We start from the raw sequence: 26,397 nt of genomic DNA on the forward strand, positions 1-26,397 counted from the left end.
GCCCCCTCAGAATCCCTAGCGCCAGGCTCAGCTACGCCCCCTCGATCTCCCTGAAGAGGTCGCGCCTTCGGAACGAGGCGGTCATGAACCGGGCGAAGGCCTTGCGCCGGGTCAGCCACACCACCCGGGCCCCCGACTTGTCGGCGGCCAGAATGTGGTCGGCCAGCCAGGGGGTGACGGTATGGACGTGGTCGCCCAGGATGTTGAAGATCTTCTTCGACTTCTCCCATTGCTCTGACGTGAGGTCGTAGTCGCCGGTGAGCAGTTCGGTCACCACGATGCCCGGTGACACCGTGCACACCTGCACCGGGGTGTCGGCGGTGTCCTTGCGCAGGGCCTTTTGCAGATAGCGCACCGCCCGCTTGGTGGCCCCGTAGGCAGCCATGCCGGGCTGGGTGGCGCCATCTGAACCGAATCCCTCGGTGTTCCAAACCTGGCCATGGCCTTGGCGCACCATATTGGCGACAGCGGTCTTGCTGGCCAGCAGCGCACCGGTGAGGTTGGTGTTGACCAGCGCCGCCAAATCTTCGTCCGGCTGCTCCCACAGCGGCTGGCGGGTGATGCTTATGCCTGCGTTGTTGATCCAAACGTCGATGCCGCCAAAGGCATCTGCCGCACGGTCCCACAGCCGCTGGAGCTGGACGGGATCGGTGATGTCGCAGGCCGCGCCGCAAACTTTGGACTCGCCGTAGTACTGGCCCAGCTCGGCCACCACGTCGTCGACCTGACTTGCTGAACGGCCGCTCAGCGCCACCTGGCACCGGCGCTTCAAGAATTCGCGGGCCAACCCGTTGCCGATTCCCCTGGTGCTGCCGGTGATGACGATGCGCTTGGTCACTGTGTCCCCCTCCTGAGGCTATTTCTTAACGTCGATCCCAGTGCCTGACCGATGGATGATCGACCAACCGGTCGAGGCTCGCATCGGTTGGCAGGTCCAGGCTGGTGGCGACGAACCCGGCGATGAGGTCGCCGAGCAGGTTGCGGATGGCTGGGTCGACCGTCGTGGGATCGGGTTCTAAGAAGGAACGGCCGCTGGTGGTGTCCACTGGGTCGCAGATGGCGAAGTGTCCGGCATCGGCCAATTCGACCAGCCAAGAATCTCCCTGCTGCCGAACAATGGCCTCGGCAAAGGTCCGGCGAACGGGATCGTGGGCTTCGTCGTCGGTGCGATAGCGGTCGCGGCTGGCGGCGATAACGCCGTCGTCGGCACCACCCAGCAGCATTATCGGCACCTGGGCCGGAATGGGCACCACGGCGGCCTCGCCATGTCCCAAAGCCGTGGCCACCATGGTGTGGGCGGCGTAGGCGAACACCCCCTGCAATCCCGGCACCCAACCCGGATCGCTGTTGTGCAACGCGGCCGTGCCCCCCGCCGAATGGCCCCCCACGACCACGCGGCCCAGATTCACCCGCCCGGCCACCGGGCATTGCTCATCGGCGGCCAACTCAGCCAGTTGGGTGAGCAGCGGTCCAAGGGCAGTGGCCGACGGTCGGGTGCCGATGGTGTCGGGGGCCAAAGCGGCTAGGTCGATGCCGGGAGTGATGCCCCGACCCGCCGGTCCCAGTGACCCGATGGCCGCATAGGTCACGACGCACAATCCGTCGGCCACCAACCGATGGGCCAGCCACCGATAGCCATCGGGCACCACGTTGATGCCGGGCAGCAAGACAACCACTGGCCACGGAGCATCGGTGTCGTCGGCAGGAACCTGCCCGGTCAGGCGGGCTTCATCCAATCGGCTGTCGTCGCCGGGGTAGAACAGGGTGGCCAACGCGGCATCCCCGCCAGCATCGAAGGAGGAGTGCAGCCCTCGGACGATCATGCGGCGCTCATTGCCATTGCTTTGTTTCGCTCAGAGGAACACGGTTTCATCAAGTTCCAGCACACTCTACGCTTCCCAACGTGAGCGAAACGAGAAACTACGGACCAGCCTCACCTCGGCCCTATCAGTGCTTTATGGGCCATTGGGAGGGGTTGTGCAAGAGCTTCACCCCCCATGGCGACTTCCTCGAGTCCAGCGCCGTTCACATGGACGTTTACTGGCTCGACGACAACACCTGGCACCTCCACGAGCACTTCGAGAACCTTTACGGCGTGGGCGAGACCATCTTCGACACCCCGATCCAAGTCGACGGCAAGCGGTGCTTTGCCGACAGCGATCAGCTCAGCCTCGAAGGCGCTGAGCTCACCCCCTACAACTACGTCTTCACCATCGACAGCCGGGTGAGCAACAACATCGTCTACAACAACCACTACTTCTTGGACCCCGACACCCGCCGCATAATCACCCACAAGGTGCGCGACGGCGCCACCAGCCTGTTCCAGATCCAAGACTTCACCCGAGTGAAGCGGCCATGATCGTCCAAAGCGCTCCCGGAGGAAACGCCGACGCCCCCCATTTCGTGATCGCCATGCACCAGCACACCGCCTTTGCCGGCTCGCTGGCCGCCAACTTCGGCAACGACGAGTTCGCCGGGCTCGAACCGGCCGAGCCGATGCAGTTCATCGTCGACCACCACGACCAGGGCTGGGCCGACCTCGACGGCCAAGCCCCCCAGAATCCCGATACCGGCCTGCCCTACAACCTGACCGCCACCCCACTGCCCCAGATCGTGACCACCTCGGCGGGCTCGCCGGCGTTCAATGAAACCCATCACCCGTTCAGCGGCATCATCTCTTCGATGCACACCTATGGCCTGTACCGGGGGCGGTACGGGTTGAGCGACAAGATCTTCTTGGACGTGATCCCTGACGAGCTGCGCCCCGAAGTCGACGCCATGCTGGGCAACGAAGAGAGCCGCCAGCGCCGGCTGAAGGAGCAGTTGGCCGCCGACGATCCCGATCACGCCACCGACGAGTATCTGTTCCACGCCTACAAGCAGCTCCAGTTCTTCGACACCATCGCCCTGTACTTTCACCTGGCACCCGAGGGCGAGCGAGGCACCTCCGAATTCCCCAACGTGCCCCGGGCGGTGGGCGACGATGTGACCATCTCGGTGGTCGAGCGTCCCGGCGGGGAATACGGCCTGGATCCCTACCCGTTTGGCGAAGACGGGCTTGAGCTGGCCACCGAGGGCCGGTACCTGGCCCCCCAGCCTTCCGGTACCGACCTCGGCGCGGTGCTGGCCGCCACCCCGGTGGCCACCCAAACGGTGCGCTTGGTCCGAATGTGAGCCAAGGGTCCTTCTCCCAGGGAGTTGGGGAGTGGATCGGCGCGGCTGAGGTCTATAACGGCGACGGCCGCTTTGCCGGCATAGGGCGAGACACCCGATCGGTCAAGGCCGACGACCAGGCCGGGCGGGTGACAGTGGAGGTCGAGTTCGACGGGCCGTTCTCCCTGTCGGGCGTCTACACCATCGCCGATCACGGCTCGCATCGAACCTACGAGGGGCCCCTCAACATCGGCTATGCCGAGGCGCTGGGCGACGGCCTGGTGGCTGCCCACAACTACTGGCCCGACCTGGGTCTATCGCAGCGCTTCTTCTTGATGGTGCTGCCCGACGGCTCTCATCAGCTCTCGCTGGCCCTGCTCAGCCGGGGCGATCAGCTCCAATGGACGGTGGTAGGAGAATACCAGCGCCAGGTCGACCCGTCGGATCCTGTGCCTCCCCCGGTGGCGGAGATGGATCCCGAGGGGCTGCGTGACGACCCATCGGCCGGACGGGGTGAGCTGTTCTTGCTGCGACCCGGCCGCTGGTCGGGGCAGCTGCATCGCCTCGACGCCGAGTACACGCCAACCGGCCCCGCTGACTACGCCGAAACGGTCGCTGCCCAGGACAATTCTTGGGAAGTGGAGCTGTCGGGGGCGGACTACTCGTCCGGATTATCGTTCACCTTGCTGTCGGACGGCTGGACGGCGTGGACCCCGGCGGGTGATCTGATGGGCAGTGGCAGCCTCAGCGGCGGCCGGGGATTCAGCGGACAGTTCCACCTCCTCTCCGAAGGTCTGCGGGTGTGGCGACGCGAGGTGGTGTCGCGAGACGGCACCATGAAGGCGGTGCTCCACATCTGGTATCGGGGCGAGCAGAGGCTCGGAGCGGCCTACGGGGCCCTGGCCTTCGAACCGACATGACCGAGAAAGACCGCTTCAGCGGTGACTGGCTGATCGTCGAGTACGTCTACGACCCCGACGGCACATTTCGCGGCGAGGTCGCTCAGCGCCGAATCGTGGAGCAGGCCGGAGACGGTCGGCTGCTGGTAACCCAAGTGTGCCAGCCCTCGCCCCAACTGGCCGACCACCCCATGGCCGCCTTCGCTGGCGAGTGGGTGTTCGACCTGGAAACAGCCGGAGACCAGCGTCGCTATCTCGGCCCCGACGTGGTGGGCGTCGGCACCGTGTGGCAGCCCGGCGCCCTTACCGGACAGGGACTCTGGCCCCGATTCGGCTACGAGTTCGAGTCCTACAGCGTGCTGGTGGCCTCCGACCGCCAACTCACCGGCGGATTCTTCTCCCTGGCCGGCCGATCAGTAGCCGACATCGTCGGCGTGGCCGTCCCCGAAGCCTCCGGCATCGAGCCCCGACTCGACCTGTCAGCCCCGCCCCCCGATCCCGGCGGCCAATGGACACAGCACCGAGCCGTCGGCCCCATGCTGGTGGCTACCGATTGGCCCTCCCCCTCCCAACGCCGCCGCCTCTGGGCCATGCAAGACCCCATCGGAGCCACCGGCATTGAAATCACCGAGGTAGTCGACGACGGGAACCGCTCGGTATCGGTGGTGGTCGGTTAGGCGTCGGGGGTGAAGGCGAGGGGACCGAAGACGATGTCGGTCATGCGGTCGCCGGAGTAGAGCTTCCAAGCCACGGCCAGGGTGTAGTCGCGGTCGATGATGAACTCTCGGCCCTTGACCTTGAACGCTTCGCTGACGTGGTGCTGAGAGGTGTACAGGGCTCGGCCGTAGGCGATGGCGTTGCCCCAGAGATCGGGGCCGTCGTAGGTGTAGCGGTTGCCGTGCGATCGGGTGCGGATGTAGGTGTGCGAGTAGTCGATTGCTCCGGTGAGCTCTAGGGAGTGGGTGGCGCGCACCAGATCGATGGGGTCGTGGCGCAGGCGCACGCTCACTGATCCGCGGCGCTGCTGGTCGGCCCCGAACACCTCGCATTCTCCGCTCCACTCACCTCCGGTGCGGTCGGGCACGGTGTGGGGCCAGGCCGCCATCTCCCGTTCGGCTTCTATGTGGGCGTCGATCCACGCCTTGGTCTCGGGGTTGGTGTCGTAGTCGTGGGCGTTCAGGTAAACGCCGTTGAACACCGAGAAGATGGTGGGTCCCTCGTACAGCAGCGACGAGTACACCTGGGTCACTCCGTCGGGCAGGATCTGGTTCATGGTGTTGAGGTCGGCCCGCCACCCCGGCGCGTAGTAGTGCGAGTCAACCAATGAGCCGTAGGGATGGCCGGCACCATAGAAGTCGGGGCCCTGGTAGATGCGGTCGTTTCCCCGGTCGTCCACGCCGAACTCGAAGTCCTTGATCTCGAACCGGTTGCGAAGCGGGCCGGTGTTCATGAAGTTGCACTGCATCCAGTAAGTGACTTTGCCGTCGGCGAATACGCTGGCCCGGCTGACCTTGTTGAACCCGGTGTGGTTTCCCTCGGCGTCGAACACCGATGGCAGGCCGTACCACTCACCGGTGATGCGCTGCTGCCACTCGGAGGCTTCGGTTTCGCTCATGGTGATCTCCCTCGTGATCGGCTAGGAACGGGCCGCTGTCTTGAGGCTGGTCTGGATGGCGGCGCTCGTCTCGGGGCCGAGCAGCTGATCGACCCGGGCCCACACGGGATCGACCTCTGGATTGAAGATGGCAGCCCGGTTGCGGGCGTCGCGATCAGCCAGCTGCTCGGCGGTGGCCCCGCCGGTGGCCTCGTCGGGCACACCGTCGGCCACCAGGCCCAGCCAGTGGTCCCGATAGGAGGCCACCGCACCGAACACCGCCCGAAAGCCGTCCTCGTCAGCCCGGTGAGCCAGCATCCACGCCGACATCAGCTGCCATTGGCGGGGTGACAGGTGAGCCGGGGTGAGCCCCTCAATCTGCGTGGTCTCGTCGTGAACCTCGGTGAGCGGGCCATAGCAGTGGTCGATGTAGGCCAGGTTGGCGCCCGGGTCCAGGCGGGGGATCAAGTCCAAGTGGAACGCATAGTGCGGTCCGACCAGCACCGAGTCCACGGTGAAATGGGGCACAGAGCTGGCCGCGGGGGTGAAGGCGAAGCACATGTGGCTGTCCAGCCCGAAGGCCTCCACGGTCATGCCTACGTACACCAGTTCCGCCACCTCGTTGCGGGCCAACACCCGATGGGCACCCACCGGCGAGCCGTCCATGGCCGAGGCCAAGGGAGTGTTCACCTTCTCCTCCAACCCCAGGCGATCGGCAATCGCCTCCACCGTGCCAACGCAGAGGTCAGCCGACAAGCTCATGCTCGGGACTCCCCCACGGTGGGGAACACCCAGGCGTTGGCCAACTCGGGGTCGTTGGAGCGCCCCGGAGAGGGAATCACCGCCGCGGCCCGCATGGCCTCCTCGTCCGACGGAGTCTCGAGCGCCCAGCCCTTGTCGATCTGCTCCTGGCGCCAGCGACGATAGGCCAGCTGGATGGAGTCGGACTTGACGTGGAGCTCGGCCGACAGGTCGAACGGCAGCAGCTCTGGGCGCTGGCCCTCGACGGTGGGCTGGTCCTCCAGGAAGATCTTGATGGTGCGCTCGTAGGAGTTCTTGTCGGCCCAGCCTCCGGTGAAGAAGGTGCGCAGCATGCAGAACTTGGAAACGGTGACGTGCTCGTCGCGGGGCACCGCGGCGGTGAAGATGCGGATCTCGCCCATGGGCAGCCGCACGATGAGCATCGACACATTGGGCGGGTAGAACCCGGTGGAGGTGCTCACCGGCGGCCGGTCTTTCTTCGAGATGAACCGCCATAGGCCCGACGGGCGGGGCGGTTCGAGTTCCACGGTGGCGGTGACCGACGCCAAGTGGCCGTTGACGCGGGTTTCGTCGAGATCGAAGTCTTGGATCTCGGGCTCGTCTTTGTTGCCGAATGAGCCGGAGTGCACGAAGGGGGTATGGGCGATGTCCACCGCGTTCTCTAGCACCCGGTCGTAGTTGGCCTGCCAGGTGAACTCGCCAATGACCGCGCGGTATCCCTCGGCCCTGGCCTCGGTGTGCTCCTCCAGGCCTTCCAACTCCGGCACCGGGGGCCTCTGTTCGGGCGCCAGATCGCCGAGAAATACCCACACGAAGCCGTAGCGCTCGATGCAGGGATAGGTGTCGATCCGGGCCTTCTTGGGAATGGGCAGGTCGGGGCGGTTGGCCGGAATCTCCACGCAGGCCCCATCGGCTCCGTAGCGCCAGCCGTGGTAGGGGCACTGCACGCAATCGCCCACCACCGAGCCGCCGGCCAGCGACCCGCCCCGGTGGACGCACAAATCGGATTGGGCATTGACCGTGCCGTTCGGGCTGCGCCACAGCACCAGGTCGTGGCCGTGGACCCGGGCCAGCACCGGCTGGTCAGTCACCCACCGCCCGAATTCCACGGCGTACCACTGGTTCTTGATCAACATCCCAGTTCCCTCAGCTTGGTCGGGGCAACACCCGGTCGCCGCCCCACAGGGCACGCACCAGACGGTCGGTCATCTCCTCTCCGAAGAAACGAACGCCCATGATGTTGGCCGGGTCTCTCTCGGCGATGTTACGCCGCCGGGCCAGATCGTCGTCGGCCAGCTGTTCCCGGCGCTCAAGCGGCACGGGCTCGGCCTCGTCCACCCACGCCAGCCACTGGTCGACCCGTCGGTGGGCCAGTTCGCTTACCTGGTTCAGCCGGCTCTCGTCGTAGACGATGCCCGGGGTGGTGAAGCAGATGGCCACTTCGCTCAGGGCCTGGCGAACGTACAGGGCCCGGGAAATGAACGGGGCCAGCCCCTCATCGGCCCGCAACTCCAAGAACTCCTCGTTAAGCGGACCCCAGTACTTGTCGAGCGATTCGGTGTCGAGCATGAGATCGGAGCGGGGATTGAAGTCGATGTAGAACCACAAGTCCGGCAGTGTCCCCCAGGCGATGCCCAGATGGGGCACGTCGATATGGGGACCGAGCCAGGCGGTGACGTGCATGTTGGTGAACCCCAGCGGGGGGTTGCCGATCCATGAGTGGACCAGCCAGTCCATCTCCGGTCCGGTGTAGCCAGCCAGCCGCCCGGCGGGGTATTCGGCGTCGCCCCGGTACGACTCCAAGTCCTCCGTACTGGGATCGCGTGCCAACTCGAACCGGGCCTCGATCTTGACCATGAGCTCTTCGGTGATCGACCACAGCCGATTGAACGTGGCCGTGGCATCTGTCGGGCCCCGCTCGTCAAAGATGTCTTGGACGCCCTTCAGCGTCTCGCGCATTGGTGCTCCGGTGTCGTCAGCGGCACACTGTTCCGGTAAGCGGAACAACGTTTCGTTATTCTGACAGTAGGGCCAGGCAAAACCAGTGTCAACCAACCGGGAGGAGCCGAGAGTTCGATGAGCCGCACCACGCTTTATGTCCCCGGAGATCGTCCCGACCGCTTCGACAAGGCGCTCAAGTCGGGGGCTGATGCCATTATCTGCGATCTCGAGGACGCGGTGGCCGAAGCGACCAAGGCCACTGCCCGGGAAGCGGTGGGCCGGTGGCTGCGGGCCAATCCCGGCGTACCGGCTTGGGTGCGAATCAACAACCGTCCCGACATGGTGGACGAAGACGCCGAACTGGTGCGGTCGCTGGTTTCCGACGGTGTGGGATTTGCCGGCGTGGTGGTGCCCAAGGCCGACGCCGCCGCTTGCTCGATTGACTTCGGCGGCTGCCCGATGACCGCGCTCATCGAGTCGGCGGTGGGGGTTGCTCAGATCTACGACATCGCCGCCGTCCCCGAAGTGGTGCGCCTGGCCTTGGGCGAGGCCGATCTGGCCGCCGACATGGGAATGGAGCCATCGCCCGACGCCCTGGAAATGTGGCCGATCCGCACTCGTGTGGTGGTGGCATCGGTGGGCGAGGGACTCGAAGCGCCCTGTGGGCCGGTGTTCACCAACCTCAAAGACGACGCGGGGCTGGTGGCCACCAGCGAGTCGCTTCGCCGCCACGGCTTCGGCGGCCGGTCGGTGATACACCCCAAGCAGGTGGCCGCGGTGAACGCGGCCTTCACCCCGTCAGACGACGAGATCGCCCGGGCTAGGGCGGTCATAGCCGCCTTCGAGGAGGCAACGGCCGACGGTCGGGCGGTGGCGGTGATCGACGGTGAGTTCATCGACGCCGCGGTGATGCGCTGGGCCCGAGCGGTGCTTGCTCGGGTGCCTTCCCACTAGTCGCCGACTCCTGAAGTGCTTTCGGCAAGCACCGCTGAAGCCTGCCATGGTCTCCCACCCACGAGGTCGGTGTCCTTGGAAACCTCTCGGTTGACGGCCCGGCCGGGGTGCAGTTTGCCGACAAGTAGCTCGTCGTCGGGTTCGGCCCGCTGGCAGATCGGGGTGTTGATGGTCCCGTTGTAGGGGCTAGACCGATAGGGGTTCCACAGCGAATCAGCCGGTGGGTCGAGCAGCATGGTGGCGGCCAGCGGGCCGGGGGGTCCGCACGCCGCCACGCTGATCCGGTTCTCCGCGGCCCGCTCAACCAGGGCCAGGTCGCACTCCCAGCGGTTTTCCGGCTGCCAGCAAACGGCGACCAGATGGGCCCCGGCGATTGCCGCCAGTCGAAAGATCTCGGGGTAACGGTGGTCGTCGCCCACGACCACGGCCAGGTCGCCGAAGGGCGTCGGATGCAGGCTCACTTCGGTGCCCAACCGGGTGGCATTTGGGTGGCGGCCGCTGAGGTGGAGCTGCGCTTGTTCGTGGACGAGGCCTTCGGCCGACCACACCTGGCCGAAATGCTGGTCGTCTCGACGGGCGGTGGTCACCACCAGCAGTCCGGGAGAGATGTTGGACGGCGGCGGTGTTAGCTCGGGCAGCACCACCAGGGAGGCTCCGGTGCCGATGGCCTCCCCGACCAGTTCGGGATTTGACCGGGCGCCGGGAACGCATCCCACGATCACATCAAAGTCCCGCTCCACGTCGGGCCGAGTGGTGTGGGTCTGGGCCAGCGGGCCGTACACCTGGGGCCGTCGCCCCTCCAGCCGGTCGGTTTCAACCAGGGACAGGTCCAAGTCGGCAACGACCACCGCTTCCCCATGGCGGGAGGCCATGGCCATCACCGTGCCGTCGGGGGCCACCACCTGGCTCTCCCCGGCACCGTTCAGCGCATCGGGAGGCACGCCCAGCGCCTGGCTGAACGCCGGCACCTGCTCAGCCGGCAGAAGCGGACCGACCTTGTTGGCGGCCACCACGTACACCCCGTTCTCCACCGCCCGCACCGGGATGTGCAGCCGGGCCTCATCGAGGGCGAACGAGTTGAGGCTGTTCAACAGCAGGCGGGCGCCCCGTACTGCGAATGTGCGGGGCACCTCGAAGGTCACACCGTCCATACATGAGTACAGACCAACGGGGCCGAATGCGGTGTCGGCCACCGGACTGACTTCTGAGCCTGCGTTCAGGTAGGCGCGCTCGTTGCCCATCAGCATCTGCTTGTCTGCGGTGGCAGCCACTCCGCCTTGGGGGTCGATCAGCACATTGGTGGCGGTTACTCGACCGCCGTCCCGGGGCACGGTCACCGTCAACGAGGCGTAGACCCCAAACTCTGCGGATCGTTGGGCCAGTGTTCCCAACCAGGGGCCGTCGAGCGAGACCGCCACCGTTCGGCAGTGGTCTTGGCTTTCGTAAACCGATAGGTGGTTGCAGAACTCGGGCATCACCACAAGGTCGGCCCCTTCGGCCGCGGCCGCGTCCAACATCCGAACGCAGGTGGTCAGGTTTTCGTCGAGGTCGGTGCCGGCGGCGAACTGAACTGCGGCTACTCGAACGCGGTCTCTCACGGGCCGCTGGGGCGGGCCCCGAGCTTGGTCGAGAGCCCTCGGGTGGCCTCCACCACCGCTGCGGCTGAGCGGGCGATCTTGTCGCGAAAACGCTCAATCGGGCCGCTGATGCTGATCACCGCCACCGGCTGGTGGTTGTGGTCGAGGATGGGCGCCGCCACCGAGCCGGCATCATGCTGGCGCTCTCCCAGCGACACGGCGAATCCCTGCTGGCGGATGCGGTCCAGTTCGGCCCGCAGTTCGTCGACCGACACGATGGTGGCCTCGGTCAGCGAGTCGAGCGGGTTCTCGGCCAGGTAGTGGTCGATCTCGCCATCGCTCAGCCAGGCCAAAAACGCCTTCGATGAAGCCCCGGCGTGCAGCGGGAACGAACCGCCGATGGGCACGGTCATCTTCACCTCGCGGGGAGGCGTGATCTGAGCCACGTACACCCGTCGGTTGCCGTGGCGCACCGACAGGGTGGCAGTCTCGTCGGTCTCAGCGCTGAGCCTTCGCATCTCGTCCAGGGCCAAGTCTCTGACATCGAGTTGATCGCGGTAGGCCCCGGCCAACTCCAGCACCGCCGGACCCAGCGCGTACCGCCGGCTCTCCGGGTCGACGGTAAGCAGGCCGGGCTCGCACAGAGAGGTGAGTATCCGATGGACGACCGCCTTGGACACGCCCAATTCGCGGGATATCTCGGTCACGCCCAGCGTGCTCGGCGACCGTGAGAACAGGAACAGCACATCGACGGCCCGCTCAATTGCCGCCACTCCCCGACCCGAACCAGACACCGAGTCCGAATTTTCTGCTGTTCCGCTCAGAGGAATGACCATACCGCGATCCGGCTGACTTGAACCATAATTCCCTGTCGATGGTTGCTTGACCCCGCCAAATTGGGGAACACTACGGACAATGTTCCACTGGGAGAAACGTCGTTCCGCATGATCGGGCCCCTCACCGATCTTCGGGTCATCGATGCCTCCACCGTTTTGGCCGGGCCGCTTATCGGTCAGATCATGGCCGACTTCGGTGCCGACGTGATCAAGGTCGAGCATCCCCTCACCGGTGACAGTCTGCGGGGCCATGGGGCGCAAAAGGACGGCCAGGGACTCTGGTGGAAGCTCGTGGCCCGCAACAAGCGCTGCTTGGGCTTGGACCTGAGCCATCCCGAAGGTGCTGAAGTGTTCTTGGAACTCGCCTCCGCGGCCGACGTGGTGATCGAGAACTTCCGGCCCGGCACGCTCGAGCGCTGGGGTTTGGGCTGGGAGAAGCTGTCCGGCCGAAATCCGGGCCTTATCCTGTGCCGGGTCACCGGGTACGGCCAAACCGGCCCCTACGCCCAACGGCCCGCATTCGGCACGCTGATCGAGGCGATGAGCGGATTCGCCCACATGACCGGAGAGGCTGACCAGCCCCCCACGCTGCCTCCATTCGGTTTGGCCGACAGCGTGGCCGGGATCAGCGGAGTGGCGGCGGTGATGATGGCGGTCCACCACCGCCACTCCACCGGTCAGGGCCAAGTGGTGGATCTGTCCATCTTGGAGACGCTGGCCGCCGCGCTGGGCCCCCATGTAGTCACATGGGATCAGACCGGCATCATCGCCGAGCGATCGGGCAACCGGTCGTCCAATAACGCACCCCGCAACACCTACCTCACCGCCGACGGCTGCTGGGTGGCGGTGTCGAGCAGCGCTGACGCCGTGGCCCGCCGAACTATGGAACTGGTTGGCCGGGAAGATCTGGTGTCCGAGCCCTGGTTCGCCACCGGGTCTGGTCGAGCCGAGCACGCTGATGAGATTGATGCGGCCCTGTCCTCGTGGATCGGCGAACGACCGCTGGACCAAGTGATGGACGCATTTGCCGCGGCTGAAGTGGCAGTGGCCCCGGTGTATGACGTGGCCCAGTACGCGGGCGATCCCCAGGTGCAGGCTCGGGAGGCGATCACCGCGGTCGACGACCCCGACTTGGGCCCCGTTCAGATGCAGAACGTGCTGTTCGGGCTGTGTTCTTCTCCCGGTGCCGTCCGGTACACCGGCCGAGACCTGGGAGCGGACACCGACGAGGTGCTGAAGGAAGCCGGTCTGAGCGCCGAGCGCATCGACGAACTCCGAGCTAAGAAGGTTGTGGCATGAGCGGCAGTCGCACGGATGCGGCCGGGGCCCTGATCGATCTTGTCGCCCAAGCCACGGTGTACGACTTGGGCCGACCCATGCAAAACGGCATGGCCCAGTCGCCCAACCATCCGCAGTTTCACCATTGCTTGGACCGACTGCACGGTGATCGGATGCGGCCCGACGGCGGCTCGGCCGCAGCTGACCTGCTTACTACCGGCTGTCACGTGGGAACCCACGTCGACGCTCTGGCCCATGTCAGCCACCAAGGGCAGTTGTACGGAGGAATCGACGCCGCCCAAGCTCAGGCCAACGGCGGCTTCGCGGTTCTGGGCATCCACGAGCTTCCGCCGTTTGTGGGCCGCGGGGTGCTGTTGGACATTCCCGGGCTATTCGGGGTCGAGATTTGCGAGGGGGGCCACGAGATCTCGGTTGCCGAATTGGAGAGTGCAGCGGCCCGCCAGGGGACTTCGGTTGGTCCGGGTGATGCGGTACTGGTGCGCAGCGGCTGGGGAGCACACTTCGATGATCCCGAGCGCTATCAGGGCAAGGACTCCGGCGTGCCCGGCGTGGGTGAAGCCGGCGCCCAGTGGCTGGCCGATCAGGGCGCGGCGCTGGTGGGGGCCGACACTCTGGCGTTCGAGTGCATCCCCGCGGGCCAGGGCCATGCCCTGCTCCCGGCCCACCGAGTGCTGTTGGTGGAGCGGGGAATCAACATCATCGAGGCAATGGACCTGGATGGCCTGGCCGCCGCTGGGATCTACCAGTTCGTGTTCGTGCTCTCCCATCTAAACATCTATGGCGCCACCGGCGCTCCGGTCCGGCCATTGGCCCTCGTATGAGATTCGTAGGGATGCTAAGAGCGAGGCAGGAGATCGCATGACATCGATCCTGTCTCAACTCGGCGCATTGGCCAGCGGTCCGGTCCCCGATGCGGTGCGAGCGGGCATCCCCTCTCGCATCATCGACATCGTGGGAATCGCGGTTCGGGCCAGCTCGCTGGACACATCACGGGCGATTGTCGGATTCGCCGCCGACCAGGGGTCGGCCCCCCAAGCCACTCCCATCGGCGGCGGCCAGACCATGTCGGCGGCCGAGGCTGCGTTTGTCAACGGCGTGCTGGCCCATTCGCTGGACTACGACGACACCCATCTGCCGTCCATCCTCCATCCCAGCGCATCGGTGGTGCCCGCCTCGCTGGCCGTGGCCGAATGGAAGGGGGTTCCCGGCGCAACTCTGATCGACGCCGTGGCGGTGGGCCTGGAAGTCACGGTTCGCCTTGGGATGGGCGGTTACGACCACCGAGCCCGCCAGTCGGTGTATTTCGAGCGGGGACAGCACGCCACGTCGATCTGCGGTGCGGTGGGGTCGGCGGCGGCCGCGGCCCGCCTGCTCGGCGCTGATGCCGGCGGAATCGCCCACGCCATGGGAATCGCATGCAGCATGGGGAGCGGGATCATTGAGGCCAATCGGGCCGGGGGCACGGTCAAGCGGCTGCACTGCGGCTGGGCGGCTCGAGCCGGGGTCACCGCGGCCCAACTCGCCGCTCGGGGCATCACCGGGCCTCCGACGGCAGTGGAGGGCCGGTTCGGGCTGTTCCAGGCCTTTCTGGGAGACCAGGCCGACTTCGAGGCGGTAACTGCCGATCTGGGGGATCGATGGGAGGCTGACAACATCTTCTACAAGCCCTACCCGGCCAATCACTTCACCCACACCGGCATCGACGCCGCCATCGCCATGCGCTCAAGGGGCCTGTGCCCCGACGACATCGCCACCGCTACCTTGGAGGTGGCCCCACCGACGGTGCGCACCATCGGCGAGCCCATCGAAGCGAAGCGGAAACCGGAATCCGGCTACCATGCCCAGTTCAGCGGTCCCTACACCGTGGCCGCCGGACTCATCGGCGGAAACGGCTTGGGGGTCGGTCTGGCCGACTTCACCGACGAACTGGCCTGCGATCCGACTCGGCGAGAGCTGATGGCCCGGATCGATGTGGTGGGGGACCCCCGACTGATGGCCATCTATCCGTGCCAGCTACCTGCCCGTCTGACCGTGACAACTGCTTCGGGCCACACCGTGGTCGAGGAAAGGCTGGCCAATCGGGGAGGACCCGACCAACCCCTGTCCGATGGTGAGTTGGCCACCAAGTTTGCCGACAACACCGCCGGATTGGTGGCCGACAGCGTCGCCAGCCGAATCTACGATTTCTTGTCCGGTTTGGCCGCGGCGCCGTCGGTCACCGGACTGCTGGCGCCGCTGGTCGATCCCATTGGGAAACAGCCATGACCGAAACCGTTATCACCGGCGCCCAGGTCGTCCGCCCCGACACTGGCACGGTCGACGAGGTTGACATCGCCATCACCGACGGACGGATCAGCAATCTGGCTGTGGGCCTGGCCGCCTCTGCCGATGCCAACGAGGTGTTCGACGCCACCGGCCTCATCGCCTTCCCCGGATCGGTGGACGCCCACACCCACATGGGAATCTACAACCCATTGGACGAAGACGCCGTCAGCGAGAGCCGAGCCGCCGCCCAGGGCGGCACCACCACCGTGCTCAACTACATGCGCACCGGCCAGTACTACCTCAACCGAGGCGGCCCCTACGCCGAGTTCTTCCCCGAGGTGCTGCGCCTGATCGACGGCCGCAGCTACGTGGACTACGCCTTCCACCTCGCTCCCATGCAGGCCTCCCACATCGACGAGATCCCCATGCTGGCCACCGAGTACGGAGTCACCTCGTTTAAGATCTTCATGTTCTACGGCGGCCACGGCCTGCACGGGGCCAGCGACGACCAGGCCAGCTTCTTGATGACCCCGCCCGGCGAGCGCTACGACTACGCCCACTTCGAGTTCATCATGCGGGGAATCGCCGAGACCCGCCAGGCCCACCCCGATATGGCCGATGCCCTCTCGCTCTCGCTTCACTGCGAGTCGGCGGAGATCATGACCGCCTACACCAAGTTGGTCGAGGCCGAGGGCCGCCTGGCTGGTCTAGCTGCCTACTCGGCGTCTCGACCCCCGCACTCCGAGGGACTAGCCGTGACCGTTGCGTCGTATCTGGCCCACGAGACCGAGGTGGCCAACATCAACTTGCTGCACCTGTCGTCGGCCAAGGCCATGGACGCCGCCCTGCGCATGAGCCGGTGCTTCGAAAACGTGGACTTCCGCCGGGAGGTCACCATCGGCCACCTGCTGGTGGACATCGAGACCTCGGGTGATCCGTGGGGCAAGGTCAACCCCCCGATCCGATCCCGGTCCGACGTGGAGGCATTGTGGGAGCACGTGCTGGCCGGCGAGGTCGACTGGGTGGTGAGCGACCATGCCTGCTGTCGTACCGAGGCCAAGGTCGCCGCCGAAAACCCCGAGGACATCTGGCTGGCCAAGAGCGGCTTCGGGGGAACCGAGTACCTGCTGAACGGCCTCTATTCCGAGGGCGTCAAGCGGGGCTTGGGGCTGGCTGACATGGCCAGGCTGCTGTCATGGAATCCGGCGCGGCGCTACGGGCTGGGCACCAAGGGCACCATCGAGATCGGCTACGACGCCGACATCGCCCTGCTCGATCCGGCGGTCAGCCATGTGGTGCGGGCCGCCGAGTCGGAGTCCAGCCAGGGCTACACCCCGTTCGAAGGCCAGGAACTCACCGGCAGAGTCAGCCACGTCTGGCTGCGGGGCCAGCGCGTCCTGGCCGACGGACTGGTGGTGGGCAGCCCCAGCGGCCAATACCAGAAGCGGCCGACATGAGCGCGGCAGGCGGGCCACTAACCGGGATGAGGGAATCCGCCGGCTTTGGCCACCAGGCTGGGCACGCCGTGGCCGAGCTGGGTTTCCAGCCACGTAGTGGTCTCGATGAGAGCGTCGAGGTCGAGTCCGGTGTCGTAGCCCATCTCGTGTACCAGATACACCACGTCTTCGGTGGCGACGTTGCCGGTGGCCTTGGGGGCGAAGGGGCAGCCCCCTACCCCGCCGAGGCTGGAGTCGAACACCCTCACCCCGTTGTCCATCGCTGCCGCGATGTTGGCCAGCGCGGTGTTGCGGGTGTTGTGGAAGTGGCCTCGCAGGGCGACGCCGGGAGCTCGCTCTCCGGCGCCTTCGAAAAGGGCGCCCACCTGGGTGGGCACCCCCACACCGATGGTGTCGGCCAGCACCAGCTCATCGGGCTTGGTCTCAGCCAATTCGCCCACGATGTCGAGCACCTTCTCAATGGCCACCCGTCCCTCATAGGGGCATCCGCACACCGCCGATACCGTCACCGCCGTTTTGATCCCGGCTGCCTTGGCCGCCTCGCTGATGCTGCGCCACCGCTGCACCGACTCGGCCACCGAGGCCCGCTGGTTGGCCTGGGAAAACGTCTCGGTGGCCACCACCACCCCGCAAACCTCGTCGACGCCGGCTTCGACGGCCCGCTCCACCCCCCGCTGGTTGAGGGCCAGGGCGCTGTAGCTCACCCCGTCCAAACGGGGCACTGCGGCCATGACCGCATCGCCGTCGGCCATCTTCGGTACTGCCTTGGGGCTGACGAAGCTGGTGGCCTCGATCCGGGTGTGGCCAGCAGCGGCCAAACGCTCAATGAGCTCGACCTTTTGGCCGACACTGAGGTCGGCGGGATCGGCTTGCAATCCGTCACGGGGGGCAACCTCGACGATTTGAACGTGTTCTTTCACAGCAAGGCTGAGCATATCGGCAGAGGAGGACGGCGATGTCTGGGGCGCTAACCGACATCCGGGTGATCGAGATCGGCACCCTGTTGGCCGGGCCGTTCTGCGGCCAACAGCTGGCCGACCACGGCGCCGAGGTCATCAAGGTCGAGCCGCCGGGAACCGGCGATCCCATGCGGGTGTGGGGCCAGGAGAAGGCCGATGGCAAGTCGCTGTGGTGGCCGGTGGTCGGACGAGGCAAGAAGTCGGTCACCATTAATCTGCGTGAAGCCGCCGGACAGGATCTGGTGCGACAACTGGCGGTCAACGCCGACGTGCTGGTGGAGAACTTCCGACCCGGCACCCTGGAGAAGTGGGGGCTGTCCCCTGCCGAGCTCCATGCCGTCAATCCCCGGTTGATCATCACCCGGGTGTCGGGCTATGGCCAGAGCGGGCCGTACGCCTCCCAGCCCGGCTTCGGCGCGATCGGCGAGGCACTGGGCGGCATCCGCTACACCACGGGCGATCCTGAGAAGATGCCCAGCCGTACTGGCATCAGCATCGGCGACACCCTCACCGCCATGTTCGCCACCATAGGAACCCTCAACGCCCTCCACGCCCGCCAGCGCACCGGCAAGGGCCAAGTGGTGGACGCGGCGCTGTACGAATCGGTGATGGCGGTCATGGAGTCGCTGCTCACCGAGTATCACGTGGCCGGGTTCATCCGCGAGCGGACCGGGTCGATGATCCCCAACATCGCGCCGGCCAACGTCTACCCGACCCGGGACGGCAAGATGCATCTGATCTCCGGCAACCAAGACACCGTGTGGCGGCGGCTGGCCGAGGCCATGGGCCGCCCCGAGTTGGGCGACGACCCCCGCTATGCCACCCATCTCGCCCGCGGCGACAACCAACTCGAGCTCGACGAGCTGATCGCCGAGTGGACAGCCACCCTTGATGCCGAAGAACTGCACCAGCTGCTAAACGAGCACGCTGTTCCCAACGGACAGATGTATCGAGCCCCTGAGATGTTGGCCGACGAGCACTTCGCCGACCGTCAGGCCATTGCCTGGGTGGACAGCCCCGACTTCGGCTCAATCCCCATGCAGAACGTGGTGCCCAAGCTGTCGGACACCCCTGGAGCAATCGAGTGGTCGGGTCCGACGCTGGGCGAGCACAACGAAGAGGTGTTCGGAGGGATTCTCGGACTCGACGACGACGCCATCGGCCAGCTCCGAGCCAATGGGATAATCGATTGATGGGGGGTGGGAAGGCATGACTGATGACCGACTGTCTGAGGACTACCGCCAGGCCGGATTCAGCAACCGACTGGGTTTCGGTGACCATCCCGCCCTTGTGGTGGTGGACTTCTGCCAGGCCTATCTGGACCCCGATTCACCGCTGTACGCCAGTGTGGAAGACGCCCGAGAGTCGTGCATCCGATTGCTGGCCGCCACCCGGTCGGCTCAGATCCCCGTGCTGCACACCAGGGTGGAGTTCCAGCCCGGCGGAGCCGACGGTGGGATCTTCTTCCGCAAGGTGGGCGCATTGGAGTGCTTCGTTCGGGGCAACCCCCTGGGCCACTACGGCGAAGGCTTGGAACCAGCCGATGACGAGGTTGTGGTGGTCAAGCAGTACGCCTCAGGGTTCTTCGGCACGTCGCTGGCCTCCACGCTGACTTCCCTGGGCACCGACACCTTGATCATCACCGGCGTGTCAACCAGCGGCTGCGTTCGGGCCACCGCTCTCGACGCCTGCCAGCATGGGTTTGTGCCCATCGTGGTGAAAGACGCCTGCGGCGACCGAGATCAGCGCGTCCACGAGGCCAACCTGTTCGACCTCGACGCCAAGTACGCCGACGTCGTCTCCGAGCAGGAGGTGCTCGACTACTTGTCCAGTCGCAATTGAGCACCGCAACCGAGGTTGTGGAGAGCGGCGCTTGATCGGACCATTTTGATCACTGAGCAGGATTGACCAGGCGGCCGACGAACAGGATTGCTCCGGTGGGTTGGTGGACGATGGCCCACAGGAAGGGACGGTCGGCGACAACGGTGAGTTCGGGTTCGGGGGGCAGCGATGTCGTGCCCGCTATCGCGGTGGCGGCGGCCGCTTCGGTGCCCTTCTCGTCAACGATCACCTTGGCGCCATGGAGTGCGGCGGAAATGAAGATGCCGGGGGCGATGCCGTCCAGGCCTGCTCCCCGGCAGAATCCGAGCGGGCAAAGCCATTCGAACAGGTCGGAGGGCGGAAGGGTCTGCTCCCATTTGGGCATGGTCACATCGACCGTGCCCTGTTGAGCAGTCCTGGCCAACCCGGTCAGCGCCTCAGCGTCCAGCGACTCTTCCACCGCGGCGAGGCCGTCGGGGTCGTGGGGGACGACAAGCCACATGGCCAGCTCACCGTCTCGATAGGGCATCTCTACCGCGTCGGCGTTCTCCATCCGGACAAAGCGACGCTGAACCGGCGCTCGATCGCGCATGAAGGGCGTGGTTACGGTCTGGCCGCTGCCGGTGGTGAACTGGCGGTCAGTCGTGTATTCGGCCGGAAACGGGAACAGCCAGTCGGCCTTGAGGTAGACGGTGTTTACCAGAACCAGTTGTTGGTCTTTGACGGTGCCGGGGTTGACGATGACGGGGATGAGCCCGCGGGTTCGCTCCGAGACCCAGCCATTGATGGTGTCGGCGGCGGCCGCGGCATTGGAGGTATCGACGGGCTGGAGGTCGGCACCGTAATGGGCGGTGGCGACGTTCAGAAATTCGCGGCGAGGCGAGAACCCGTCGTCGGGAAAGAGCCGGTTGGCCACCTCCAGGGTGGTGGTCTCCACCGAGGCTTTGGCCAGCATGAGATCGACGGAGTTGGCTGCTTGGTGGGTGCCCGCCTCGAGGAATCCGAAAATCCTGTCAAGAGCCGCACCCGAGTCTGCCGATGCTCCTGCCCGGCTCAGGCTGAAGGCCACCCCGATGCTCATCGGGCTGGAGACGGCGTTGCCCTCCAAGTGCTGGTGGAAGTCCCAGCCGGCGGCGTTGACTCCCGCCACCCAAGCCTCGGTCGGCGCATTCGGATCGGCGGGCTCGCGTTCGGTGACCAGTTCCTCAACCGCGATCGGCGTGGGTACCGGCGTCGACATGGGGGTGGGCACCGGGGTCGGGACGGGCGTCGGGGTGGGCACCGGAGTGGACACCGGGGTCGGGACGGGCGTCGGGGTGGACACCGGGGTTGAAATGGCTGTCGGGGTGGGAGTCGGCACCGGAGTTGGAAGGGCTGTCGGCGTCGGCACCGGAGTTGGAATTACTGTTGGCGCCGCAGTAGACGTGGACATCGGGGTCGAATCCGGCGTTGACGCTGAAGTCGGCGTGGGTTCAGGCGCTGGCAAAGGGGTCAAAAGCGGTGTCGAATCGGCAGTCGGCTGCAGAGTAGGCCCGGCAGCCGGCGAGTCCGAGGAGCCGCAGGCCGCAGCAAAGCAGCAAAGCAGCGCGAGCAATCCGATCAGCTTGGTCATGCGATTTAGACGCCGCACCGATGCCTCAAGTTCCCGCTGTCATCGGAGATCGCCCCCTACGGAACCAGGACGACTTTGCCGAGCTTGCCGGGGGTGGCGAAGTACTCGTAGGCCTCGGCCGCCTCGGCCAGCGGGAAAGTCCGGGCGATGGGGACATGGAGTCGGCCGGATTCCACCAGCGGCAGCACGTGTTGCTCCACCCCACGGGCCACTGCGGCCCGCTGATCCAAAGAGCGGGGGCGCAGCGTGGATGCGAACAGGCGTACTCGCTTGACCATGAGCAGCGCCAGGTTCAGCGACACCTCCGCTCCCGCGCCCACACCAATGACCATGATGCGCCCTTCGGTGGCCAGGGCCTTCAGGTTGGCGGGCCAGTTGGGAGCGCCTACCAATTCCAAGATCACGTCGAACGGCCCGGCGTCTACGAAATCGGCGGGATCGATGGCGTTCGCCCCCAATTCGGCCACTGCGCGGCGGGAATCGGGGTTGCGCACGGTTGCCGTCACCTCTGCCCCAGCGGCCGCGGCCAGCTGCACCGCGGCCACTCCCACCCCACCGGCCGCGCCGTGAATGCACACTCGTTCGCCCATGGCCAGACCGGCCTGGGTGAACAGGGCGTCGTGGGCGGTGGCGAACACCTCGGGGAATCCCCCAGCGCTCTCCCAGTCCAGCGACTCGGGAACCGACATGGCCAGCGGCTCGTCCACCACACAGAGTTCGGCCTGCCCGCCCCCCTGCACCACCGCCATGACTCGATCGCCGGCCGAGAACCGCTGGCAGCCCTCACCAGCAGCCACCACCTCGCCGGCCATCTCCAAACCGCCGGTGGCTGGCGCTCCTGGCGGCGGGGCGTAACCGCCCTTGGCCTGAGCCAAGTCGGCGCCGTTCAGCCCCGCGGCCCGAACCTCCACCAACAGCTGCCGCTGTCCCGGTTGGGGGTTGTCAACCTCGCCGACAGTTGCCTGGCCGCCCTCGAACACCACCGCTCTCATCAGCACTGCAATCTAACGGTCAAGAGACGCCATTCGGGGCAGTGAAACCGCAATAGTTGGCGTAGGCTTCGGGCATGGCAACGCTGACTCAAGCCACGTTCACCCGCATGGACGAGTCCACCGCCGAAGATTGGGCGGCAACTGCTTCGGCCCACCACTACCTGGAGCAAGGACTGGCCGACCGGGTACTTCGGGAGATGCGGGATCTGGCCACCGGACCCCAGGGCTTCGCCGTCGACCGGTTGACCCACAGCATCCAGACCGCCCATCGGGCTGAGAAGGCCGGGCGGGACGACGAGTATCTGGTGTGCTCGCTGGTCCACGACATCGGCGACCTGCTCAACCCCTACAACCACCCCGATCTGGCCGCGGCCATCCTCAAGCCATTCGTGTCGGAGGAGAACCTCTGGATGGTGCAGATGCACGGCGTCTTCCAGGGCTACTACTTCTGGCACCACGTGGGCCTCGACCGCAACAGCCGTGACGCCTACGCCGACCACCCCCACTACGACCGCTGCGCTGAGTTCTGCGCCGAATACGACATGCCCGCGTTCGACCCGGCATACCCCACACCGCCCCTCGAGCACTACGAGCCGTTGGTGCGGAGCTTCTTCGCCCCCAAAGCGTGATCCTCTCCGACGTATCCATCCGCAAGGAGCTAGCGGAGGGCCGCATCGAGATCGAGCCATTGGCTGACGGCGCCATCCAACCGTCGTCGGTGGACCTGCGCATCGACCGCTTTTTCCGGGTGTTCCGCAACCACACCGAAGGGCTCATCGACGTCAAGAAGAATATGGACGCCCTCACTGAGCCGGTGGAGATCGAGCCCGACGGGGTGTTCATCCTCCACCCCGGAGAGTTCGTGCTCGGCTCCACCCTTGAGCGGGTGCGGATTCCCGACGATCTGGTGGCCCGGCTGGAGGGCAAGTCGTCGCTGGGCCGCCTCGGGCTGCTGATCCACTCCACCGCCGGGTTCGTGGACGCTGGCTGGAACGGCCGCCTCACCCTGGAGCTGTCCAACGTGGCCACCCTGCCCATCACCCTGTATGCCGGGATGAAGATCGGCCAGATCTCCTTTATCGCCATGACCACGCCGGCCGAGAACCCCTACGGATCAGCCGAGGCCGGCTCCAAGTACCAGGATCAAGAAGGCCCCATCCCCTCCCGCTACTGGAAGAACTGGTAGTGGACTACCGGCCCGGCACCTCCCTGTGAGCGCTGGGGCGGCATAGATTTGGCTGGCTATGTCTGAGCCCGCCCCTTCGACATCTCTCACGCCGAGCTCGCGATCTGCTCTGTTGGTTGGGCTGGAAGGAGAGCGGTTCGACTTGGTGATTATCGGCGGGGGAATCACCGGGGCGGGGGTGGCCCGGGATGCGGCCCGGCGGGGTCTGCGGGTCGCTCTGGTGGAGAAGGACGACTTTGCCGCCGGGACCTCATCGCGCTCGTCCAAGCTGATCCATGGCGGGCTGCGGTACCTGGCTACGGGTGAGGTCGGACTGGTGCGGGAGACCGCGAGGGAGCGCCAATCCGTCCACCAGATGGCGCCCCATCTGGCTGAGCCGTGCTGGATGGTGGTGCCCGCCCGAAACCGGGCCAGCCTGATGAAAGTCCGGGCCGGTATCGGTACCTACGAGAAGCTCGGAGCGGTAGACGACGCCGACCGCCACCTCAGCTGGGATCAAGGAGATTTGGCGGAGGAAGAGCCGAGTCTCAGGAGGGACGAATACCCCTGGGCTTGCGCCTACCGGGAGTACATGACCGATGACGCCCGGCTGGTGTTGGCCGTGCTGCGCGACGCGGTCGGGGTCGGGGCCATTGTGGCCAGCCGACTGCCGGTGGTGGACGTGATCTGGGAGGACGGTCAAGTAGACGGGGTGGCGGCGGCGTGCGAAGTGAGCGGCGACCGGGTGGAGATCCGTGCTGAAGCGGTGGTGAACGCCGCCGGTCCGTGGGTGGAGCACCTGGCCCGATTCGAGCAGGAGGCCGCCACTGATCGCCTCCATCCCTCCAAGGGTGTGCACGTGGTGGTCGACGCTGCTCGGCTGCCGGTGCGGAACTTGGTGATCATGTCGACACCCGACAAACGGAGCGTTTTCGTGCTGCCCCGGGGCGACGCGGTGGCCATCGGCACCACCGACACCAGTTACCAGGGCAAACAGCTTCTGTGGCCCGAGATCGATCAGGCAGATGTCGAATACCTGCTGCAACCGCTCAAGCGCTACTTCGATGTCGAGCCGCTGGGTTTCGACGACGTGGTGGCCGCCTGGTCAGGCGTGCGCCCGCTGGTGGCCCAACAGGGAAAAGAGGCCACCGAGATCTCCCGCAAAGAAGAGGTTTGGGTAGGAAGCGGGGGGATGATCACCGTGGCCGGCGGAAAGCTCACCGGCTTTCGCACCATGGCAATGACGGTGCTCGACTGTGTGGCGGAGCGGTTGGGCCGATCGCTGGGACCGAATCCGGGCCCCGATCCGATCCCCGGCGGCAACCTCTCATCGGACCTCGATGCCTGTGCCGCATCGGTAGCGGCCGCCGAAGGGCTTGAAAGGCCGCTAGCCGACCGGTTGGTGCGGCTCTATGGGGACGAAACCAACCAGGTGCTGGCCTTGGGCCACCAGCCCATCGTCCCTAGCGGCCGGGTGGTAGCCGGAGAGGTGGTCTGGGCGGTAAAGGTGGACGGTGCGCTGACCCTGGAGGACCTGGTCTATCGCCGTACCCGGGCCGCCTGGTACACGCCCGCCGAACGAGACGACCTTGTCGTCCCGGCGGCCTTGCTGATGGGCGACCTGCTGGGGTGGGACGAAAACCGCACCATCTCAGAGATCGATGCCGTTCGGGACCGCTTTGACAGCGAGTTAAAATTCAAGGCGGACGCCTGATGGCGCTGATTGACGAACTCGCCGGCCTGCTGGGCGACGATCTCCACCTCGACGACGAAGCCCGCCACAGCCGAGCCCGCGACACCTGGCCCCGCTCCGAATTCGACCAGTGGCAAGGACAGTTGGTGCTGCCGGCTGCGGTGGCGGCACCGTCAAGCACTGAACAGCTGGCCGCGGCCGTGCAGTTGTGCCGGTCCCACGGCACGCCGATGATTCCCCGAGGGGCCGGATCGGGCTGCGTGGGCGGCGTGATGGCCTCATCCGACTCGGTGGTGATCAGCACCGAGCGCCTGAGCGGGCTGGCATGGCTCGACTCGGTGGACGGCCTAGCGGCCTTCGGCGCTGGCACGATGGGCATCGACGCTGAGAACCGGGTGCGGCAAGACGGCTTCACCATCGGACACTGGCCCCAGTCGATCGAGATCTCCTCAGTGGGCGGTTGGGTGGCCACCCGGGCGTCAGGCCAGTACTCCACCGCCTACGGCAACATCGAGGACATCGTGTATGCGGTTGAGGCCGTGTTGCCCGACGGGTCGATCTACCGGTCGCGCCCTACTCCCCGGGCGTCGGCCGGGCCTGATCTTCGTGAGCTGCTGCTGGGCAGCGAGGGGACGCTCGGCATCATCACCGAGGTGACGTTCTCGCTGCGGCGGCTTCCCGAGCCGGGAGTGCGCCAAGCCTTCCACTTCGAGGACATTGGTGCCGGGATCGACGCGATGCGCACTGTGATCGTGCCCGGCTGGCGGCCCCCGGTAGTGCGCCTCTACGACGCCGGCGAGTCGCGCCGCCACTTCCGCGACCACGTGCCCAAGGGCCGCTGCGTGGCCATCTTCCTGCACGAGGGTCCGCCCGGGCACGCCGTGCTGGAGGCCGCCGCAGTGGCCGAGCTGTGCCAGGCGGGCGGTGGAGAACCGGCCGATCCCGGGGCAGTGGATCACTGGTTCGAGCACCGCAACACCGTGCCGACCTGGACCGAGCTCTTCGAACAGGGCCTAGTGGCCGACACCATCGAGGTGGCCACCAGCTGGCGTCACCTCGCTCGGCTTTACGAAGCGGTCATCGAGGCCATCAGCGCGGTGCCCACGGTTATCGCTGCCACCGCCCACACATCACACGCTTACCAATCCGGAGCCAACCTCTACTTCACCTTCGCCGCCCAGCCGTCTGATCCCGACCAGTACCAGTCGGTCTACGACGCCTGCTGGGCCGCAGCCATGCAGGCGGCCACTGACTGCGGTGCTGGCATCTCCCACCATCACGGCATCGGCCGCGTCCGCCGCCCCTGGCTGGCCGACGAGCTCGGCGACGCCGGCGTCAAAGTCCTGCGCTCCGTCAAGGCCGCCCTCGACCCCGACAACCTAATGAACCCCGGAGTCTTGATCCCAGACTGACCGCGG

Annotated in this window: 26 protein-coding genes; 15 read left to right on the forward strand and 11 right to left on the reverse strand. The window is 66.3% G+C overall.

The window, feature by feature from the left end:
- Nucleotides 1-31: 31 nt before the first annotated feature.
- Entirely contained in the window at nt 32-838 is an 807-nt protein-coding gene (locus ACOGXH_RS15520) for an SDR family NAD(P)-dependent oxidoreductase (RefSeq protein WP_419929992.1), read from the reverse strand.
- 25 nt (nt 839-863) lie between these two features.
- Nucleotides 864-1,823, reverse strand: a complete 960-nt coding sequence (locus ACOGXH_RS15525; RefSeq protein WP_419929993.1) for an alpha/beta hydrolase — start codon at nt 1,821-1,823, stop codon at nt 864-866.
- Nucleotides 1,824-1,903: 80 nt separating this feature from the next.
- Between ACOGXH_RS15525 and ACOGXH_RS15530 the strand changes: the two genes are divergently transcribed.
- The 4 genes from ACOGXH_RS15530 to ACOGXH_RS15545 are packed head-to-tail and all read left to right on the forward strand — an operon-like array spanning nt 1,904 to nt 4,729.
- Entirely contained in the window at nt 1,904-2,359 is a 456-nt protein-coding gene (locus ACOGXH_RS15530) for a hypothetical protein (RefSeq protein ID WP_419929994.1), read from the forward strand.
- Complete coding sequence (locus ACOGXH_RS15535) at nt 2,356-3,174, forward strand: DUF3891 family protein (RefSeq protein ID WP_419929995.1); 819 nt, start codon at nt 2,356-2,358, stop codon at nt 3,172-3,174. The genes ACOGXH_RS15530 and ACOGXH_RS15535 overlap by 4 nt, the downstream gene beginning before the upstream one ends.
- A complete protein-coding gene (locus ACOGXH_RS15540) occupies nt 3,171-4,073 on the forward strand; it encodes a hypothetical protein (RefSeq protein ID WP_419929996.1) in 903 nt (300 codons plus the stop codon). The genes ACOGXH_RS15535 and ACOGXH_RS15540 overlap by 4 nt, the downstream gene beginning before the upstream one ends.
- The gene (locus ACOGXH_RS15545; RefSeq protein ID WP_419929997.1) at nt 4,070-4,729 is read left to right on the forward strand and encodes a hypothetical protein; all 660 of its coding nucleotides are present in this window, start codon (nt 4,070-4,072) and stop codon (nt 4,727-4,729) included. The genes ACOGXH_RS15540 and ACOGXH_RS15545 overlap by 4 nt, the downstream gene beginning before the upstream one ends.
- Here ACOGXH_RS15545 and ACOGXH_RS15550 read toward each other — a convergent pair.
- From ACOGXH_RS15550 to ACOGXH_RS15565, 4 genes are read right to left on the reverse strand one after another with little or no spacing between them, the layout of a single operon-like run.
- The gene (locus ACOGXH_RS15550; RefSeq protein WP_419929998.1) at nt 4,726-5,667 is read right to left on the reverse strand and encodes a hypothetical protein; all 942 of its coding nucleotides are present in this window, start codon (nt 5,665-5,667) and stop codon (nt 4,726-4,728) included. The genes ACOGXH_RS15545 and ACOGXH_RS15550 overlap by 4 nt on opposite strands.
- Nucleotides 5,668-5,688: 21 nt before the next feature.
- Entirely contained in the window at nt 5,689-6,408 is a 720-nt protein-coding gene (locus ACOGXH_RS15555) for a hypothetical protein (protein ID WP_419929999.1), read from the reverse strand.
- Nucleotides 6,405-7,544 (reverse strand): Rieske 2Fe-2S domain-containing protein, encoded by a 1,140-nt coding sequence (locus ACOGXH_RS15560; RefSeq protein ID WP_419930000.1) that lies wholly within the window; start codon nt 7,542-7,544, stop codon nt 6,405-6,407. The genes ACOGXH_RS15555 and ACOGXH_RS15560 overlap by 4 nt, the downstream gene beginning before the upstream one ends.
- A 10-nt stretch (nt 7,545-7,554) precedes the next feature.
- Nucleotides 7,555-8,367, reverse strand: a complete 813-nt coding sequence (locus ACOGXH_RS15565; RefSeq protein ID WP_419930001.1) for an oxidoreductase — start codon at nt 8,365-8,367, stop codon at nt 7,555-7,557.
- Nucleotides 8,368-8,484: 117 nt separating this feature from the next.
- Here ACOGXH_RS15565 and ACOGXH_RS15570 point away from each other — a divergent pair, with 117 nt between their 5' ends.
- Nucleotides 8,485-9,303, forward strand: coding sequence for an HpcH/HpaI aldolase/citrate lyase family protein (locus ACOGXH_RS15570; protein ID WP_419930002.1), 819 nt, complete (start codon nt 8,485-8,487; stop codon nt 9,301-9,303).
- On the opposite strand, the gene ACOGXH_RS15575 is transcribed toward ACOGXH_RS15570, so the two are convergent.
- Nucleotides 9,300-10,901: a nitrilase-related carbon-nitrogen hydrolase gene (locus ACOGXH_RS15575; RefSeq protein WP_419930003.1), complete on the reverse strand. Its 1,602-nt coding sequence runs from the start codon at nt 10,899-10,901 to the stop codon at nt 9,300-9,302. The two genes, ACOGXH_RS15570 and ACOGXH_RS15575, sit on opposite strands and share 4 nt — an antisense overlap.
- Nucleotides 10,898-11,653, reverse strand: a complete 756-nt coding sequence (locus tag ACOGXH_RS15580) for an IclR family transcriptional regulator (protein WP_419930004.1) — start codon at nt 11,651-11,653, stop codon at nt 10,898-10,900. The genes ACOGXH_RS15575 and ACOGXH_RS15580 overlap by 4 nt, the downstream gene beginning before the upstream one ends.
- Before the next feature lie 171 nt (nt 11,654-11,824).
- Between ACOGXH_RS15580 and ACOGXH_RS15585 the strand changes: the two genes are divergently transcribed.
- The 4 genes from ACOGXH_RS15585 to ACOGXH_RS15600 are packed head-to-tail and all read left to right on the forward strand — an operon-like array spanning nt 11,825 to nt 16,737.
- Nucleotides 11,825-13,015 (forward strand): CaiB/BaiF CoA transferase family protein, encoded by a 1,191-nt coding sequence (locus ACOGXH_RS15585; protein ID WP_419930005.1) that lies wholly within the window; start codon nt 11,825-11,827, stop codon nt 13,013-13,015.
- Nucleotides 13,012-13,836 (forward strand): cyclase family protein, encoded by an 825-nt coding sequence (locus ACOGXH_RS15590; protein WP_419930006.1) that lies wholly within the window; start codon nt 13,012-13,014, stop codon nt 13,834-13,836. The genes ACOGXH_RS15585 and ACOGXH_RS15590 overlap by 4 nt, the downstream gene beginning before the upstream one ends.
- 37 nt (nt 13,837-13,873) lie before the next feature.
- Nucleotides 13,874-15,280 carry an MmgE/PrpD family protein gene (locus ACOGXH_RS15595; RefSeq protein ID WP_419930007.1) on the forward strand — a complete coding sequence of 469 codons (1,407 nt, stop codon included), beginning with the start codon at nt 13,874-13,876 and terminating at the stop codon, nt 15,278-15,280.
- A complete protein-coding gene (locus tag ACOGXH_RS15600; RefSeq protein ID WP_419930008.1) occupies nt 15,277-16,737 on the forward strand; it encodes a dihydroorotase in 1,461 nt (486 codons plus the stop codon). Before ACOGXH_RS15595 ends, ACOGXH_RS15600 begins: the two co-directional genes overlap by 4 nt.
- A 17-nt stretch (nt 16,738-16,754) precedes the next feature.
- On the opposite strand, the gene ACOGXH_RS15605 is transcribed toward ACOGXH_RS15600, so the two are convergent.
- A complete protein-coding gene (locus ACOGXH_RS15605) occupies nt 16,755-17,672 on the reverse strand; it encodes a hydroxymethylglutaryl-CoA lyase (protein ID WP_419930009.1) in 918 nt (305 codons plus the stop codon).
- 20 nt (nt 17,673-17,692) lie between these two features.
- On the opposite strand from ACOGXH_RS15605, the gene ACOGXH_RS15610 reads away from it, so the two are divergent.
- Together ACOGXH_RS15610 and ACOGXH_RS15615 are read left to right on the forward strand one after the other, a co-directional pair.
- Nucleotides 17,693-18,889 (forward strand): CaiB/BaiF CoA transferase family protein, encoded by a 1,197-nt coding sequence (locus tag ACOGXH_RS15610; RefSeq protein ID WP_419930010.1) that lies wholly within the window; start codon nt 17,693-17,695, stop codon nt 18,887-18,889.
- Between the two features lie 16 nt (nt 18,890-18,905).
- Nucleotides 18,906-19,538 (forward strand): isochorismatase family protein, encoded by a 633-nt coding sequence (locus ACOGXH_RS15615; protein ID WP_419930011.1) that lies wholly within the window; start codon nt 18,906-18,908, stop codon nt 19,536-19,538.
- Between the two features lie 49 nt (nt 19,539-19,587).
- On the opposite strand, the gene ACOGXH_RS15620 is transcribed toward ACOGXH_RS15615, so the two are convergent.
- Together ACOGXH_RS15620 and ACOGXH_RS15625 are read right to left on the reverse strand one after the other, a co-directional pair.
- Nucleotides 19,588-20,877 carry a serpin family protein gene (locus tag ACOGXH_RS15620; protein ID WP_419930012.1) on the reverse strand — a complete coding sequence of 430 codons (1,290 nt, stop codon included), beginning with the start codon at nt 20,875-20,877 and terminating at the stop codon, nt 19,588-19,590.
- Between the two features lie 308 nt (nt 20,878-21,185).
- Nucleotides 21,186-22,121 carry a zinc-binding dehydrogenase gene (locus ACOGXH_RS15625; RefSeq protein WP_419930013.1) on the reverse strand — a complete coding sequence of 312 codons (936 nt, stop codon included), beginning with the start codon at nt 22,119-22,121 and terminating at the stop codon, nt 21,186-21,188.
- A 74-nt stretch (nt 22,122-22,195) separates the two neighbouring features.
- Between ACOGXH_RS15625 and ACOGXH_RS15630 the strand changes: the two genes are divergently transcribed.
- Genes ACOGXH_RS15630 through ACOGXH_RS15645 form a run of 4 tightly spaced genes read left to right on the forward strand, consistent with a single transcriptional unit; the run spans nt 22,196 to nt 26,391 of the window.
- The gene (locus ACOGXH_RS15630; RefSeq protein WP_419930014.1) at nt 22,196-22,750 is read left to right on the forward strand and encodes an HD domain-containing protein; all 555 of its coding nucleotides are present in this window, start codon (nt 22,196-22,198) and stop codon (nt 22,748-22,750) included.
- Nucleotides 22,747-23,307 (forward strand): dCTP deaminase, encoded by a 561-nt coding sequence (dcd, locus tag ACOGXH_RS15635; protein WP_419930015.1) that lies wholly within the window; start codon nt 22,747-22,749, stop codon nt 23,305-23,307. The genes ACOGXH_RS15630 and dcd overlap by 4 nt, the downstream gene beginning before the upstream one ends.
- 58 nt (nt 23,308-23,365) lie before the next feature.
- The gene (locus tag ACOGXH_RS15640) at nt 23,366-25,000 is read left to right on the forward strand and encodes a glycerol-3-phosphate dehydrogenase/oxidase (RefSeq protein ID WP_419930016.1); all 1,635 of its coding nucleotides are present in this window, start codon (nt 23,366-23,368) and stop codon (nt 24,998-25,000) included.
- Nucleotides 25,000-26,391, forward strand: a complete 1,392-nt coding sequence (locus ACOGXH_RS15645) for an FAD-binding oxidoreductase (RefSeq protein WP_419930017.1) — start codon at nt 25,000-25,002, stop codon at nt 26,389-26,391. Before ACOGXH_RS15640 ends, ACOGXH_RS15645 begins: the two co-directional genes overlap by 1 nt.
- The last annotated feature ends 6 nt before the right edge of the window (nt 26,392-26,397 follow it).

The organism is Candidatus Poriferisocius sp., assembly GCF_965208355.1.
Classification (GTDB): domain Bacteria; phylum Actinomycetota; class Acidimicrobiia; order Acidimicrobiales; family Bin134; genus Poriferisocius.